The organism is Streptomyces sp. NBC_00878 (assembly GCF_026341515.1).
Classification (GTDB): domain Bacteria; phylum Actinomycetota; class Actinomycetes; order Streptomycetales; family Streptomycetaceae; genus Streptomyces.
The window spans coordinates 5,905,744-5,920,283 of the sequence record NZ_JAPEOK010000001.1 but is presented as its reverse complement, the minus strand read 5'-3'; the positions used below and the strand labels follow the sequence as shown (position 1 = coordinate 5,920,283).

The following is a 14,540-nucleotide window of genomic DNA, read 5'->3' as shown; positions in this document are numbered from 1 at the left end:
GTTTGCGGCCGTCAGAGGACGGTGAAGCTAGCCCGGACCTCTTTGTAGATCCTGACTGCCTGAGCCTCGATTTCCGACTTGTACCAGGTGTTGATCTGGTACGACGCGCCGTCCACATTGAAGCCCAGCAGCCGGGCCTGCCACAGGGCCCCTTTGAGCGTGAAGGTGTACTCCCAGATGACCGCGGGAGCGTCGTGGAACGTCGTCCGCTCCAAGCGGATCCTCTGGTAGTCCTCGCCCTCTTGGGCGTTCTGCTCCGAGGCCTGCCACGTCTCCGCCAGGTCGCCACGAGCTGGGGAGGCCGTTCCCACGAGTTCCTGTTGGCCGTCCGGGGAGGTGTAGTGCACCTCCGTCGGCGTCTTCGCTTCCCGCCGCCAGCCCGCAGGGGTCACCCAGGCGAACATGCCTGCCTCTGCGTGCATGCCTGAAGGCAGTACGGTGGGGCGGGTGGTTCCCGCGACAGTGGGCGACGACGGCACTGCCGCGCCGGTCGAGACGCTCGGGAACGCGTGGTGCCGCTCGGAGCCGGACGTCAAGAGCGAGGCGCTGATCGAGGCGGCGAAAATGAGGGTGGCAGCGACGGAGAACGCCAAGAGAGGCCACCCGTTCCTCCGTGCCGCGGCCGTCACCCCGATTTGGACAGTCGAGCCGAGCGTGTGGTGGGCGGCGGGCGACAGCCGATCCCGCACCACCCTGTGCTGATCCAAGCCCTCAGTGTTAACCGTCCGTTGCCCGATCACCTCGATGTCGAGCAGCGAAGCGACGTACCTGCGCCACAGGGGCAGGTCTCGCCGCCGTCCATGTTCGATCAGGTGGTCCAGTGCCTCGGGACGGGAGTCCGTCAGCGATGCCCAGTACCTCTCGGCGAGTCGGCTCATGGCTCAACTGCCTCCGTGCCGCCTGGCTGCGGAGCGGCCCCCGCGACGACCGCCTGAAGGCTCCGTGCGCTGCCGAGTTGCCGTAGCAGCGCAGGCGCCGACGCGCCCACCGCTACCGTGGCGAGCGCCCCGGTCAGTTGCGGGGCGAAGAGCCAACCAGCCCCGGCGCCGAGGGACACCCGGGTGAGGGCAGCCAGCGTGTCGGAGGCCGGATCAACATACTTGTCGAGCCGTGGCAGTTGCTCCCGACGCTTGTTGCGCGTGCGGGCCCGGTGCCGGGCCGCCTGCCATGTCGCGATCCGGCCGTAGAAGACCACGATCTCCACGACAAGACCGCCCAGTGCGCCGTACGTGATGGATATCGACCACTCCATAGCCGTCCCCCTCGGCGATGGCGAAACGCGCGGCTCGATTCGTTCCGCGCGTTTCAGCATCCCAGAATGGGGCTCTATCTGGGAGGACAACGGCATGAGGAGTCAGACCTACGCGCGGTGCGTACAGCGACGGCACACAAGTCGTATACCAGGCGGCCCAGTTAGACAGAGAGGGCCACGACGAGCAGGTCGTTCACTACTCCCCCGCCCCGGACGCCCGTCCGTCTCAGTGCCACCGACCGAGACTTACGACGCTTCCAGAAGCTCGGGAGGAGAGCCCATGGCAGACAAGGAGCTGGCGATCCGCTCCCTGGTGCAGCTCGCTGACCATGTGCATTGGGTACGGGAGTGGCCCGACAGGCCGACCTGGCGTAACCGGCTCCGCCAATACGTGTGGCCACTGTCCTGGGCCAGGGCCTCTCTCCCCATGGGTGCGCGCTGCTACTAGCTGAAGGTCGCCCTCGGCAATCGCGGCCTCCCGGTTCCCTCCCCCTCAGGAGCAGTGAGATTCGGGAGTAGCCAGGCGACAACCGCGGCTAGTCGCTACGCGGAGCGCGTCCCGCAAGGCTCCAGTCAGCTGCGCCGCCAGGAGTCGCAACTCCTCCGCCTCCGTATCCCCGTCGTCGAGCAACTCTTGAGCCTGCTTCAGCAGTTCGGCCGCCATCCCGAGTTGGACCGCTTCGATGTTGTCCGCGAGGCGGGACATGTGGCCATCACTGTCGTCCGTGCTGAGGTAGCAGGGCTTGCCGTCCGGCCCCAACCACGGGAGAAGCCTCAACTCATTTCGGGCTTTCATCCTTGCGTCCCGCTTTCGTCGATCACGTGGTGGGTGGTGAAGACCGCGTCGGCACGGTCCCCTGGGAACACCAGGAGCGCAGCCTCGACCACGCGCCCGGTGCTGTCAGCCGTCACGCGTGTAATTGCGAGAACCGCCAGGGCGGAGCTGATCCGAAGGGCTGAGGCTTCGTCCGGTGTCGGGAGGCGAACGCTGACTGTCTCCCGGACTTCGGCCGATGGAGGGCGCAGCACCGCGAATCTCGCCACGGCCATCTCGCACGCAGGCGACTCACCGAGCACAGGCTCAGTGGCCGGCATCAGGTCGCGAGGAACGTAGATACGAGCCAGGCTGAGTGGCGACTCCCCCTCATGGCTGAGGCAGAGGAATTCGGTCAGTGGACTACTGGTCGGCACCTTCAACAGAGCGGTCAGATGTCCGCGCGCCCGGATCTTGGCGGTTCGGACAGTGACTCGGAGAGGCGCCTCAGCCGCGGTCCGGGTATCCAGCGTGCCCCGTCCGCCGACGTACGTGATTTTGCGGAGGGGATGGCGAACGAAGTTCCCCTTGCCGTGGATCTTTTCGATAAAGCCTTCCCTCTCAAGCACTGCGAGAGCGCTCCGCAGCGTCGGCGTACTCACCATGTATCGAGCGGCTAACTGGGCCTCAGAGGGCAGGCGTTCGCCAGCCTTGATCCGACAGGTGGCGATCTGGTTCCGGAGGTCCTCGGCAATACCGTGACGGCGAGAAGGCATGGACTGGATCACCGCCCTCTCAGGACACGCACGGCGACGAGACGGGTCCGCATGTGCATGGTCAGGAGTTCGCCCGACTCGAACAGAAGCTGCTTGGCGCCATGGGGCAATTGGACGAGGTCAGTCACCCGGCAGGGTTGGCCGCCGACCTGGATGACGTCGCCGCACTGCACGCTGGTCGAGGTGATCTCGACGGTAGAGGCCGGCGCACCCCCGGGTGCCCATCCCCTCACCGCGCCACCTCCGCAGACGGGTCCCGATTCACGGCCGTATGACAGGCGCAATCGCATGCTTCGTAGATCACCGGAACGTCAACCGGCGCCGCGGCCGGGGAGGACTCCGTGCACGCGTGGTGCGTACCGATCCGGCACGAACCCGACCTGTAGGGGACGGCCTCTGCGTGCGTGACGCGAGGCTGCTGATGAAGAGGCATCAACGGGCCCCCGCCGTGGCGAACCAGATGTCAGCAGGGAGCGCATGAGGCCCTGCTGTCGTGCGTTGTCGCGTGAGTTCCTCACTGGCCAGCACATACGGACGGACGAGCGTCGTCTCCTCGCCTACGAGAGCATCCGCGCGCTCTCGACGCTGTCCCAGGGACGGCATCGGCCCGTAGAGCAATCCGAGGGGAGCGGCCATCGGCCGGGCGGACGTTACGGGGCGGCGGCGCCTGCCCTTGCGGAAGTACCGTTCGCTGGTGAGCGAGACGGCACGAAGGATACGGTCGAGCACGCTGCTCAGCTCCGATCGCTGATCGCGGGTCCCCCGACATCGCCCGTCGCGGGGACCCTTTTGCGTACGACCGCCCAGAGGGTGCGGCCGTTCAAGTTGGTGGCGATGAGCCCGAATCGATCGGCCTCGGCCACCGCTGCCAGGACCTCCCGCCATGACTCGGCGGAGAGCGTTTCCGGCACCTCCGCTTCGATCGACGTGCAACGACCGTGCTCCTCCACGCGTGCGGTGAGCCCGGCGGCGGATAACCGGGCGGCGATGGCCTCCGCGCTTACCTCCGAAGCAGGCACAGGGCAGCCTCCGTCACCAGTGATCACTTTCAGTGAAGCTAGTTAACTAGATTAGACCTAGTGGACTAGATTTTCTATATGCCTGAGCAGCCGCCCTATCTCCGCATCGCCGACGAACTCCGGCGGCGTATCGCGGAGCACGAGTGGACACCGGGAGACCGGCTCCCCTCCCGCGCCCAGATCGGCCAGGAGTGCGGCGTGGGCGAGAACGTGGTGCGCCGAGCACAGGAGCTACTGATCTCCCAAGGTGCGCTGGAGGGTCGCGCCGGTTCTGGCACCTACGTCGCCGAGCCGCGGCAGCGTGTACGGGTAGTCCGTTCGTCGGCACGCGAGCAGCCCGAGGGCTCCCCGTTTCGCGCGGACATGAAGGCCGTAGGCAGACAGGGCGACTGGGAGAGCCGGACCGACGCCAAAGTCCCGGCGCCCGCGGATATCGCGGTGCGTCTCGGTATCGCCGAGGGCGACCTATGCGTCCGTACCGCGTACGAGTTCCTCGCCGACGGCAAGCCAGTGCAACTGTCGACGAGTTGGGAGCCGTACGACCTCACCGGCGGCACTCTCGTCGTCCTCCCCGAGGGTGGGCCACATGCCGGGGCGGGTGTCGTAAACCGCATGGCCGAGATCGGCATCACCGTCAGCCACACCGTGGAGCAGCCGGAGCCACGGCAAGCGACCACCGAGGAGGCGTCACTTCTCGGCATCCAGAAGGCCGCGCTAGTTACGCACATCCGCCGGACGTACTACAGCGACCAGGGGCGACCCGTGGAGACAGCGGACATTGTGGTGCCCGCCGCTCACTGCGAAATCGTCTACGAGATCCCGATCAACCGTTAGTCGACGGCGAGCCCGCCGCCCGACGGATCTCCGAATACGGTGGTCAGTTCGCGGCCCAGGCGTGCCCCATCCATGCCCAATCGAGCGGGAATCCAGGGGAAGACACGGCGACGAGCGGGCACCGCTCAACACAGCGGCCCGTGGCCAGTCAGGGACCGCTTCGCAGTGCGGCGCATGCAGTTGAGCCCACGGCGACTTGCCCCACGACGACTTTCTAGATCGACGATGGCTGGCTTCAGTCATTGGAACTCCGCCGACTTACGCCCAGAGTAGATCTTTCAGGCGATATTAACATAACGGGATAAATAGCCGTTCACCTGCGCTGGTGCCTGACTGGTCGACATCATGGAGTCCGTTATATCCATGTTTGTCATGTTTCATTGATCACGATAGGTTGGAAAAAGTGAAATTGACATTTTTGGCGGAGTCGGAAAACGCGAAATTTTCGTTTCGAGCCAACAAAATCAAGAGTGGCAAAGTCATTTCGGCCGTCTTGCTCCTGCTACTGAGTGCGGCGGCACTGGTTGCATGGCTCAACGACGAACCTCCACGGCCAGCCGTCCCTGTCTCAAGCCCCGTCGATCCCCAGAAGCCTTGAGCGGGTGACCATCGGGTGGTCGGATCGGGGTCATGCTGAGTGTCTAACTGCGTGACAACGCCGACAGACAGCGGCGGACAACCGCGCACGCCTACGGACCATCACAGCAGGTGAGAGGCACACCGGCCCAAGGTCGACCGCCCACCCAAGTTGCTTCGGGACGAAGAGGTCGTGGGTTCAAATCCCGCCACCCCGACAGAGAAACAACAGGCCGACCAAGTACTCGCGTGAGTACTTGGTCGGCCTGTTGTCGTTGTGTGTCTACCCTCTGGCGAGCCCTGGACCCCAGGAAGAAAATCTGGCCCTGCTTGAAGAGCACGGATGATCTCAGGTAGCTGAGACAGCACCTCGGCGATCTATGTCAAAAGCAGCATGACGCAGCCAACGGCAGCAAGGATCCCTGACTGTCATGGGGAGGGAAAGCGACTCTTGAGACGTCAAAAGACGCGAATCGATCACGCCCCTGCTCGGCAGCCGAGCCGGCCAAAGGGCCGCCCTGGTATCAGGATTGGATCATTGACGCCAGCTAACCTCGCCGAACGACCCGTGATAGTACGGAAGTTGGAAGTATGAGAGCCGAGGGGTAGCCGACCGCAGGCTAAGGGTGGAGGGGCACATGGCAGACAAGGTTCAGCCGAAACCGATCAAGTTGATGTGGTTGAACACGCTCGACGACGTCAAGCGTGCTCTGGACTCTGCGGCGGAGCTTGGGCTCGGCATCGACATCTCCAGTGAGTTCCACCGTGCCGGCGACCACGGCGGTCAGGACGCCTTCTGGAGGATCACGCTGTACGACGGCATCCCCAAGAGGGACCCTGATTCCGAGCAGCGCTAGCCCATTGAAGATCCACCATCTTGAGGTCGCTGGTCACGGGGCTGGTGTGGGCGGACGGCCCCGTGGACGCCCGCTACTGTTCCGACATGGCCAACATGAGCGGCATGAGGGGCATGAATGGCATGAGCGGGGGCTCGGAGATGCGGACGCGGCCGTGCGAGTGGTGCCGGGCGCCGGTCCAACAACCGCGTAGCCGTTGGCGTCGGCGGCGCTTCTGCAGCAAGGCACACCGCCGGAGAAACCGCCTCCTGTCGGCCGTCGCGAGATTCCTGGACGGCCTGTAGCAGCAGGCCGGCGGTCAGTCGACAGCCTCGTACGGGAAGTTCGGTGCCGTCGGCACTCCGGGAGCCCCGGGATCTTCCCGTCGTTGACGCCGCGTTGATCCAGACGACGTATCCGTCGCTGCGGTCACCTGTGTTTCCGGCTACCTATGGTTCAGCCGTTCCAGCTCTCGTCGTACGGATCTCGTGGCGCCCGGACCGGTTTTACGTCGGTGACGTCGAGGAACGGGATGATGCCGTCGTTCAGCGGGTCCTTGGTCTGTTTGGTGGTGTACGTGCCGGTGGCCTCCAGCCAGGTGTCCGGTCGTAGGACGGGCGGAATCCGGCCGGTCAGGCCGATCTTCACCGGCTGGGCGTCGGCGGCGCAGCAGTTGAGTGCCATGCGGACCAGGTACGGGCTGCCGTCGCGGTCCAGGGCCAGCAGGCCGGCGATCTTGATGCGGCGGTGGTCGAGGGAACGGCCGTGGTCGTACGCGGCCCGGCCCGCGTAGTCGACGAGGTTGAGCCGGACCGTGTCACCGGCGGGGAGGTCCGCGAAGCCCCAGGGCTGTTTCTGCAACGCCGTGCCGGTACGCATGGCGCTGTAGGAGCCGAGGGCCGGAGGGGCTACGAGGACGAGCGCGAGGAGGGGGAGGACCAGGAGCCAGGAGATGCGGGGTTCGTGGTGAGTGTGGGGGTGGGCGCCGGTGTGGAGGTGGGTGTCGGTGTGGGCGGGGGCCGGGGCGTCAGCTTCGGCAACGGCTTCAGCTCCGGCCGGGGGCTCGGCTCCGGCCGGGGCTTCCGCTTCAGCCGGGGGCTCGGCTCCGGCCGGGGCTTCCGCTTCAGTCGGGGATTCAGTCGGCGTACCCGCCCCCCGGTGCTCGTACCAGACCGTCGCTGTCGCCGTGGCGATCAGCACCACCCCCGCCGCCAGCAGCAACGGCTGCAACCCTGCCTTGACGTACCGCAGATAGAGGTCGGTGAGGGCCGCGTGCAGGATTGCGCCGCCGGTGAGGAAGAGGACTGCTGCCTGGGCCTGGCGGTTCACAGGAGCACCGACCCGACCAGGGCCGAGACCAGGACGGCCAGGGCGAAGGTGGCCGGCGCGAAGCGCAGTGCGAACTCGCGGCCGAACGTGGCCGTCTGCATCGCGAAGAGTTTCAGGTCGATCATCGGGCCGACCACCAGGAACGTCAGCCGGGCCGTGAGAGAGAACTGAGTCAGGGACGCCGCCACGAACGCGTCCGCCTCGGAGCAGATGGAGAGCAGGACGGCCAGCACCGCCAGGGCGAGGACCGACACCACCGGGTTGTCGGCCGCGCGGCTCAGCCACTCCTCCGGGACCACGGCCTTGAGCGTGGCCGCCGCCATCGCGCCCACGACCAGGAAACCGCCCGCGTGCATCACGTCGTGCCGTACTGACCCCCAGAACGCCGCGCCCTTGCCCAGGCCGTCGGACGCCGGGCGGGCCGGCGGGCGCAACCAGTCGGCGCGGCCCAGCCGTTGCCACAGCCAGCCCATCGCGCAGGCCACCACCAGGCTCGCCACGAAACGGGCGACGACCATCTGCGGTTTGCCGGGGAACGCGACGGCGGTCGCGGTCAGCACGATCGGGTTGATCGCCGGCGCCGACAGCAGGAAGGCCAGCGCCGCCGCGGGCGTGACCCCCCTCCGCACCAACGCCCCTGCCACCGGCACGGACGCGCACTCACAGCCGGGCAGCACCGCCCCGGCCATCCCCGCGACCGGCACCGCGAGAGCGGGCCGGCTCGGCAGCGCGCGGGCGAAGAACGACGGCGGGACGAACACCGCGATGACCGCCGACAGCAGCACACCGAGTACGAGGAAGGGCAGCGCCTGCACCATCACCGCGACGAACACGGTCATCCAGCTCTGCATCACCGGCGCGGACAGCGCCCCGCGGATCGGGCCCTGGAGCACGATCCCCACGATCAGGAGCATGATCAGGACGAGAGGCGAGTCGAACTGCCAGCCCTTCCGCTCGTCCGTCTCGCGGTCCTCAACCCCGGTCGGCGCTGCGTCGGTTGTGGTCACGGGAGGGGTCACGGGAGAGGTACCTCCGGTAGGGAAGGGCTCGTGGGTGGGTTGCCCTCCACCTTCAGTACGCCCGTTCCGGCACAGTTTCTCATCCTGTGTTCCGGCCCTGCGTTCTGGTCCTGTGTTCCGGCCCTCTGTGCTGGTCCTGTGTTCCGGTCCTGTGTTCCGGTCCTGTGTTCCGGCCGGGGCGTGCCCGGGCGTCAGTTCCGGCGGCGCAGCGCCCGGATGATCCCGGGAAGCGCACTGCCGAGGGCAACCGCCACCAGCGGGACGAGGGCATAGACCCAGGGGTCCCGGATCGGGCGGTACGTCGCGAAGCCCTCCTGAATCTCGATGAAGCCGACGGGCTTCGCGCCACCGCCGCCACCTCCGCCACCGCCCTCGCCGGTCTGGGCCGCGCCGGCCTCGCGGCCCAGACCGGCCCCGAAGCCGAAGCCGACCTTGGCGACGGGGATGATCGTGACGCCGCCCCTGGTCACGGGTTCGCCGTAGACGGCGCTCACCGAGACGCTCCCTCCCAGCTTCTCGGCCAGCTGCTCCAGCAGCACGCCGGCCGAGTTGCCCGCGGGAAGATCCGCCACGATATCCGCGGGGACAACCGTGGAGGCATCCACAGGGACGACCTCGGTCGGCTGCACCGGTGTGGGTTCCACGGGTTTCACCGGCAGCACGGACTTCTCCGGAGGTACGGAATTCTCCGGCTCTACGGACTTCACCGGCTCTACGGGCTCTTCGTGCGGCATTACTCGTCACCATCCTTGTGGCAGTGCAGTCGGCTCCGGGCGGCCAGTGTCCCTCGGAACCCTTCCCTCAACTCCCTTGTGGCAGGCCCCCGTGCAACCGTCCGTGCCGGTGAGGCACTCTGTGCTGTTGTGGGGAGCCTTCCGAATCAGAGCGGGTCGGACGATCGCGGTGCGCACATGGTGGTGTGCGGGGACGATGCCCTGGCGCACCGGCTGGCGGCCGAGTTGCGTGGTGTCTACGGGGAACAGGTGACGCTGGTCGTGCCGTCCGCCGAGGGCAGCGTAGGGCCGCCGGTCGTCGGGCGGGCCCGTGCCTCGGCGCTGTTCGACCGGGTGTCGGCAGCGGTGACCCGGGCGGCGGCCAACGGCGGAATCGGCGGCAGCGGCAGTGGCAACGGCGGTGGAGGCGGCACCGGCGAGAGCGGAGGCGGGGGCGGAGGCGGGGGCGGAGTCGCGGGCAGCGGTGAGGGTGTGGTCAGCCGGGCTGCCGTCTCGTTGACCCGTGGAGCAATCTCGTCGTCCCGCGGAGCCGCCTCGTCGTCCCGGGGAGCCGCCTCGTCGTCCCGGGGAGCCGCTTCGGCGAATCGGTCCGCCACCTCCCAAGCGCCGCTCACCGCCCAGGTGTTGGAGGCCCCCGTACTCACGGAGGCCGTGCTCGCCGACGCCGGTGTCGAGCATGCCGCCGCGCTGGCGCTCGTCCATGACGACGACGAGACCAACATCCGCGCCGCGTTGATGGCGCGCCGCCTCAACCCCCGTCTGCGCCTGGTCGTCCGGCTCTACAACCGCCGGCTCGGCAAGCACATCGAGGCCCTCCTCGACCAGGCCTCCGCCCTGGCCATGGCGGGTATGGCCGATGCCGGAACGGATACCGGAACGGGCAGTGGACAGGGCGGCGGTCGGTCCGAGCCCGGTCTCCTCGACGCCTCCACGACCGTACTCTCCGACGCGGACACCGCCGCGCCCGCGCTCGCGGCGACCGCGGTGGCCGGGACCAGCAAGGTCGTACAGACCGACGGGCTGATGCTGCGGGCCGTGGAACGGCCGCCGCCCGGACCCGGCGAGGTCGCCGACCCGGGCCTGTGCACGCTGGCCCTGCTCTCGGCCACCACCAACGACCCGGCCGGCGCGGACGGTTCGGAGAGCAGCGGTGAGAACGGGCCGCGGCTCCTGCCCGACGAACGCTCCGTGGCCGCCGCGACCGGCCGCGGCACCGTCGTCCTGGAGGCGGTGTCGTACTCCGGTCCCCCGCTCCCCGCCGGACGCAGCGTCCTGCCCTTCGGCAGGCTGTTCTCCCGGCGGCTGCGCTGGTCGTTCGCGGGCCTGGTGGCCTGTGTCGTGGCGCTCGCCGTCGCGTCCATGGTGACGACGGGCGACCACCCGCTGCACGCCACCTACCTGACCCTCCTCGATCTTTTCGCCATCAACGACCCCGCGCTCGACGAACCCCTCGGCCGTCAGCTCCTCCAACTCCTCTCCGGTCTCGTCGGGTTGCTGCTGCTCCCCGTGCTCCTCGCCGCCGTGCTGGAGGCGCTCGGTACGTTCCGCGGCGGGACCGCGCTGCGGAAGCCGCCCCGCGGGCTCTCCGATCACGTCGTGCTCCTCGGACTCGGCAAGATCGGTACGCGTGTGCTCGCGCGCCTTCACGAACTCCGCATCCCGGTCGTCTGTGTCGAGGCAGATCCCGAGGCACGCGGGCTCGCGCTGGCGCGCCGGCTGCGCGTGCCCGTCGTCCTCGGTGACGTCACCCAGGAAGGCGTCCTGGAAGCCGCCAAGGTCCACCGTGCGCACGCCCTGCTCGCCCTGACCAGCGCGGACACCACCAACCTCGAAGCCGCCCTGTACGCCAGGTCGGTGCGGCCCGATCTGCGCGTCGTGCTGCGGCTGTACGACGACGACTTCGCCACCGCCGTCTACCGCACCCTGCGCGCCACCCACCCGCACGCGCTCACCCGCAGCCGCAGCGTCTCCCATCTCGCCGCGCCCGCCTTCGCCGGAGCGATGATGGGCCGCCAGATCCTGGGCGCGATCCCGGTCGAACGCCGGGTCCTGCTCTTCGCCGCCCTGGACGTCGCCGGGCATCCGCACCTGGAGGGCCGTACGGTCGCCGAGGCGTTCCGCGCGGGGGCGTGGCGGGTGCTGGCCCTGGACAGCGCCTCCCCCGAGGAACGCCGGACCGCTCCGGCGACCGCCGCCGCCCCGGGCGCCCCCGACCGCCCGTCGGGCCTGGTCTGGGACCTGCCGCCCACCTACGTCCTCGGTGCCGAGGACCGTGTCGTCATCGCGGCCACTCGACGCGGCCTCGCCGAACTGCTGCGACGGCGACCCCGGGAACGTACGGGTTCGTAGTCCCCGGGACGGGCTCTACGGGTTCGTGGTCCCCGGGACGGGCTGTCCCACGGGGTCTACGGGTTCGTGGTCCCCGGGACGGGCTGTCCCCTGGACCGGTGTGGGCGGGCCAACAGCCAACGGGCGAACAGGTCTGTCCCCACTGTGCGGCCAGCCCCACAATGGCCCCATGGAATTCGCCGTGTTCGCCTCCCTCCCCGGGCTGGTCATCCTGTTGACGGTCATCGCGTTCGTGGATCAGTTGATGTTGCGGGCCGGGCGGGCCGGGATGCTGCCCTGGCGCAACGGGGCGCGCGTCGGGCAGGTGTCGTCCACCGGCTTCGAGCAGTTGCACGGTGCCCTGTCACCGGGCAAGGCGAGCGAACTCAAGGAACGGGAGTCCGCCCTCGTGATCCGGGCCGACGAGGAGGACGGCGCGCCCCCGCACCGGACCCGGGTCGATCTGGACAGCGGGGTCGCCGTGATACAGGCCCCGGCCCGAGCCCGGAACGACGACTCGCCCGCCCCTCGGTAACACCCCAGCCGGTTGCCCCCGCTCAGCAACGCACCACGACAAGACGCCACGACTAGGCACCACGACAAGGCACCACTCGGCGGCGCCCCAACCCGTAGCGCTCCGCCCCAGCAACACTGCGCCTCAGTAACGCTCCACCAAGTGCTCCCGCCCCGGCGGCGGTTCGTACGGCTCGGGCCAGAAGTCCGTGATCGTCAGGACGCGGCCCTCGGCGTCACCCGTGAAGAACGAGATGGCGTGCATCTCCTCCAGCCCCGACGTGACGTGCAGCCAGGTGACGACCTGTCCGGGCTCGGCAACTATGCGCTCGATCCGCACATGCCAGTCGCCCGGATACTCCCTGTTGAACTGGACGTACCTCTTCCGCCCCCTGACGCGCTCGCGTGTCTGGGGCAGTGTGTAGACGACGTCCTCCGCGAGGGTGTCCGCGAACGCCGTCCAGTTCCTGTCCTCGGCCGTGGCCCAGAAGCTCTCCACTGTTTTGCGCAGATCGGTCGATGAGGTCATGGCGCCATAGTGCACCCGCCCACTGACAATCAGCTCTGACCTGCACGGACCCGGACATTGCCGGTGCCGCCGCAGCCTCGGCCCTGGGAGTTTTCCACAGGCTGAGGACCTTGAGAGCGGAATGTCGTCAGGTGCGGGCAGTATGGGGCCATGACTGAGAGCAACGGGGCCATCCCGCACGAGGGAAGCATGCCGGACTGGGAGAGGCGCTTCCGGGCGCCGCGGGTGTCCTTGCCGGACTGGGCGGAGGACGCGCCGCACCGGTCCTTGTTCGTGTCGAACGCGACAGGGACGTATGAGTTGTACACGTGGGACCGCGAGACAGGTGACCAGCGCCAGGTCACGGACCGGCCCAATGGAACGACGGACGGCGTGGTGTCGCCGGACGGCGAGTGGATCTGGTGGTTCGACGACAAGGACGGCGACGAGTTCGGGATCTGGCGACGACAGCCGTTCGCCGGGTCCGGCGGCAAGGGTGGCGAGGGTGACGAGGACGGCGCGCCCGTTCCCGACGAGCCCGCGGCTCCCGGGCTCGCCCCCTCCTATCCCGCGGGGCTCGCGCTCGGCCGGGACGGGCGGACGGCGATCGTCGGCCGGTCGACCGACGAGGACGGCTCGACGATCTATGTCAGCCGGACCGGCGAGGACCCCGCCGAGGTCTACCGGCACCGGGAGTCGGCCGGTGTCGGCGACCTCTCGCACGACGGTTCGCTGATCGCGATCGAGCACACCGAGCACGGCGACGCGATGCACTCGGCGCTGCGGGTGCTGCGGATGGACGGCTCGACGGTCGCGGAGCTCGACGACACCAAGGGCGGCACGGCCGAGCTCGGCCTGGAGGTGCTGGGCTTCGCCCCGGTCGACGGGGACACGCGTCTGCTCGTCGGGCATCAGCGGCGCGGCCGCTGGGAGCCGATGGTGTGGGACGCGGCGTCCGGCGAGGAGACGGACCTGGCCCTGACCTCGCAGCTGGACGGCGACCTGAGCGCCGAGTGGTATCCGGACGGTTCCGCGCTGCTCGTGGTGAACAGCTTCGAGGCGCGCAGCGAGCTGTGGCGGTTCGACCTGGCGACCCGCCGCCTGGAGCAGGTGCCGACGCCGAAGGGCACGGTGTCGGGAGCGACGGCCCGCCCGGACGGCAGCGTGGAGTACCTGTGGTCGTCGGCTGCCGAGCCGCCGGTGGTCCGCTCGACGTCCGGCAAGGTGGTCCTCGACCCGCCCGGCATGAAGGCCCCGGCGTCGGTGGCCGTCGAGGACGTGTGGGTGACCGGTCCCGGCGGCCGTATCCACGCCCTGGTCCAGCGGCCGGCCGGAGCGACGGGTCCGCTGCCGGCCGTCTTCGACATCCACGGCGGCCCGACCTGGCACGACAGCGACTCGTTCGCGGCGGGCCCGGCGGCCTGGGTGGACCACGGGTACATGGTGGTCCGGATCAACTACCGCGGCTCCACGGGGTACGGACGCGAGTGGACGGACGCGCTCAAGTACCGGGTCGGCCTGATCGAGCTGGAGGACATCGCGGCCGTACGGGAGTGGGCGGTGTCCTCCGGACTCGCCGACCCGGACCGGCTGATCCTCACCGGCGGTTCCTGGGGCGGCTACCTCACGCTGCTCGGTGTCGGGATGCAGCCGGAGGCGTGGGCGCTCGGCATCGCCGCGGTGCCGGTCGCGGACTACGTCACGGCGTACCACGACGAGATGGAGGCCCTGAAGGCGATGGACCGCACGCTGCTCGGCGGCACACCGGAGGAGGTACCGGAGCGCTTCGAGGCGTCGTCCCCGCTGACGTACGTCGACGCGGTGAAGGCCCCGGTCTACATCTCCGCCGGGGTCAACGACCCGCGCTGTCCGATCCGCCAGGTGGAGAACTACGTGACCAGGCTCACCGCGCGCGACGCCGTTCACGAGGTGTACCGCTATGACGCGGGGCACGGTTCGCTGGTCGTGGACGAGCGGATCAAGCAGGTCCGTCTGGAGCTGGACTTCGCGGAGCGACACCTGGGCAAGTGAGCGCACCGGGTCCCCTTGCGGGCGGGTCGGC

Annotated in this window: 17 protein-coding genes; 7 read left to right on the top strand and 10 right to left on the bottom strand. The window is 68.7% G+C overall.

Going from position 1 to position 14,540, the window contains the following annotated elements:
• Positions 1-11: 11 nt before the first annotated feature.
• A complete protein-coding gene (locus OHA11_RS25590) occupies positions 12-422 on the bottom strand; it encodes a hypothetical protein (protein ID WP_266500067.1) in 411 nt (136 codons plus the stop codon).
• 25 nt (positions 423-447) lie between these two features.
• On the opposite strand from OHA11_RS25590, the gene OHA11_RS25585 reads away from it, so the two are divergent.
• Entirely contained in the window at positions 448-702 is a 255-nt protein-coding gene (locus OHA11_RS25585) for a hypothetical protein (protein WP_266500065.1), read from the top strand.
• Between the two features lie 172 nt (positions 703-874).
• Here the strand turns inward: OHA11_RS25585 and OHA11_RS25580 are convergent, their stop codons facing one another.
• On the bottom strand, positions 875-1,252 hold the full coding sequence (locus OHA11_RS25580; RefSeq protein WP_266500063.1) for a hypothetical protein: 378 nt from the start codon (positions 1,250-1,252) through the stop codon (positions 875-877).
• A 280-nt stretch (positions 1,253-1,532) separates the two neighbouring features.
• Here OHA11_RS25580 and OHA11_RS25575 point away from each other — a divergent pair, with 280 nt between their 5' ends.
• Positions 1,533-1,700, top strand: a complete 168-nt coding sequence (locus OHA11_RS25575; protein ID WP_266500060.1) for a hypothetical protein — start codon at positions 1,533-1,535, stop codon at positions 1,698-1,700.
• A 45-nt stretch (positions 1,701-1,745) separates the two neighbouring features.
• Here the strand turns inward: OHA11_RS25575 and OHA11_RS25570 are convergent, their stop codons facing one another.
• From OHA11_RS25570 to OHA11_RS25555, 4 genes are all read right to left on the bottom strand, one after another.
• The gene (locus OHA11_RS25570; protein WP_266500058.1) at positions 1,746-2,048 is read right to left on the bottom strand and encodes a hypothetical protein; all 303 of its coding nucleotides are present in this window, start codon (positions 2,046-2,048) and stop codon (positions 1,746-1,748) included.
• The gene (locus tag OHA11_RS25565; RefSeq protein WP_266507454.1) at positions 2,045-2,782 is read right to left on the bottom strand and encodes a GntR family transcriptional regulator; all 738 of its coding nucleotides are present in this window, start codon (positions 2,780-2,782) and stop codon (positions 2,045-2,047) included. Before OHA11_RS25565 ends, OHA11_RS25570 begins: the two co-directional genes overlap by 4 nt.
• An 8-nt stretch (positions 2,783-2,790) precedes the next feature.
• Complete coding sequence (locus OHA11_RS25560; RefSeq protein WP_266500056.1) at positions 2,791-3,015, bottom strand: hypothetical protein; 225 nt, start codon at positions 3,013-3,015, stop codon at positions 2,791-2,793.
• Positions 3,016-3,516: 501 nt separating this feature from the next.
• Positions 3,517-3,801 carry a hypothetical protein gene (locus OHA11_RS25555; protein ID WP_266500055.1) on the bottom strand — a complete coding sequence of 95 codons (285 nt, stop codon included), beginning with the start codon at positions 3,799-3,801 and terminating at the stop codon, positions 3,517-3,519.
• Positions 3,802-3,879: 78 nt separating this feature from the next.
• Between OHA11_RS25555 and OHA11_RS25550 the strand changes: the two genes are divergently transcribed.
• Positions 3,880-4,635: a GntR family transcriptional regulator gene (locus OHA11_RS25550; protein WP_266500054.1), complete on the top strand. Its 756-nt coding sequence runs from the start codon at positions 3,880-3,882 to the stop codon at positions 4,633-4,635.
• Between the two features lie 1,214 nt (positions 4,636-5,849).
• Positions 5,850-6,068, top strand: a complete 219-nt coding sequence (locus OHA11_RS25545; protein ID WP_266500048.1) for a hypothetical protein — start codon at positions 5,850-5,852, stop codon at positions 6,066-6,068.
• 435 nt (positions 6,069-6,503) lie between these two features.
• Here OHA11_RS25545 and OHA11_RS25540 read toward each other — a convergent pair whose 3' ends face one another.
• The 3 genes from OHA11_RS25540 to OHA11_RS25530 form a co-directional block, all read right to left on the bottom strand.
• Entirely contained in the window at positions 6,504-7,376 is an 873-nt protein-coding gene (locus OHA11_RS25540) for a TIGR03943 family protein (RefSeq protein WP_266500046.1), read from the bottom strand.
• Positions 7,373-8,296, bottom strand: coding sequence for a permease (locus OHA11_RS25535; protein WP_266507452.1), 924 nt, complete (start codon positions 8,294-8,296; stop codon positions 7,373-7,375). The genes OHA11_RS25540 and OHA11_RS25535 overlap by 4 nt, the downstream gene beginning before the upstream one ends.
• 290 nt (positions 8,297-8,586) lie before the next feature.
• Entirely contained in the window at positions 8,587-9,129 is a 543-nt protein-coding gene (locus OHA11_RS25530) for a GerW family sporulation protein (protein WP_266500045.1), read from the bottom strand.
• A gap of 177 nt (positions 9,130-9,306) precedes the next feature.
• Here OHA11_RS25530 and OHA11_RS25525 point away from each other — a divergent pair, with 177 nt between their 5' ends.
• A complete protein-coding gene (locus tag OHA11_RS25525) occupies positions 9,307-11,478 on the top strand; it encodes a TrkA family potassium uptake protein (RefSeq protein WP_266500043.1) in 2,172 nt (723 codons plus the stop codon).
• Between the two features lie 169 nt (positions 11,479-11,647).
• Complete coding sequence (locus OHA11_RS25520) at positions 11,648-11,992, top strand: DUF6191 domain-containing protein (RefSeq protein ID WP_266500040.1); 345 nt, start codon at positions 11,648-11,650, stop codon at positions 11,990-11,992.
• Between the two features lie 123 nt (positions 11,993-12,115).
• On the opposite strand, the gene OHA11_RS25515 is transcribed toward OHA11_RS25520, so the two are convergent.
• Positions 12,116-12,499, bottom strand: a complete 384-nt coding sequence (locus tag OHA11_RS25515; RefSeq protein WP_266500038.1) for a nuclear transport factor 2 family protein — start codon at positions 12,497-12,499, stop codon at positions 12,116-12,118.
• Between the two features lie 150 nt (positions 12,500-12,649).
• Between OHA11_RS25515 and OHA11_RS25510 the strand changes: the two genes are divergently transcribed.
• Entirely contained in the window at positions 12,650-14,509 is a 1,860-nt protein-coding gene (locus OHA11_RS25510) for a prolyl oligopeptidase family serine peptidase (protein WP_266500036.1), read from the top strand.
• The last annotated feature ends 31 nt before the right edge of the window (positions 14,510-14,540 follow it).

Coding starts and splice junctions, on each gene's coding strand:
- OHA11_RS25550 (WP_266500054.1), top strand. CDS start 3,880: ATGCCTGAGCAGCCGCCCTATCTCCGCATCGCCGACGAACTCCGGCGG.
- OHA11_RS25515 (WP_266500038.1), bottom strand. CDS start 12,499: ATGACCTCATCGACCGATCTGCGCAAAACAGTGGAGAGCTTCTGGGCC.
- OHA11_RS25520 (WP_266500040.1), top strand. CDS start 11,648: ATGGAATTCGCCGTGTTCGCCTCCCTCCCCGGGCTGGTCATCCTGTTG.
- OHA11_RS25525 (WP_266500043.1), top strand. CDS start 9,307: ATGGTGGTGTGCGGGGACGATGCCCTGGCGCACCGGCTGGCGGCCGAG.
- OHA11_RS25530 (WP_266500045.1), bottom strand. CDS start 9,129: ATGCCGCACGAAGAGCCCGTAGAGCCGGTGAAGTCCGTAGAGCCGGAG.
- OHA11_RS25510 (WP_266500036.1), top strand. CDS start 12,650: ATGACTGAGAGCAACGGGGCCATCCCGCACGAGGGAAGCATGCCGGAC.
- OHA11_RS25580 (WP_266500063.1), bottom strand. CDS start 1,252: ATGGAGTGGTCGATATCCATCACGTACGGCGCACTGGGCGGTCTTGTC.
- OHA11_RS25590 (WP_266500067.1), bottom strand. CDS start 422: ATGCACGCAGAGGCAGGCATGTTCGCCTGGGTGACCCCTGCGGGCTGG.
- OHA11_RS25545 (WP_266500048.1), top strand. CDS start 5,850: ATGGCAGACAAGGTTCAGCCGAAACCGATCAAGTTGATGTGGTTGAAC.
- OHA11_RS25570 (WP_266500058.1), bottom strand. CDS start 2,048: ATGAAAGCCCGAAATGAGTTGAGGCTTCTCCCGTGGTTGGGGCCGGAC.
- OHA11_RS25575 (WP_266500060.1), top strand. CDS start 1,533: ATGGCAGACAAGGAGCTGGCGATCCGCTCCCTGGTGCAGCTCGCTGAC.
- OHA11_RS25565 (WP_266507454.1), bottom strand. CDS start 2,782: ATGCCTTCTCGCCGTCACGGTATTGCCGAGGACCTCCGGAACCAGATC.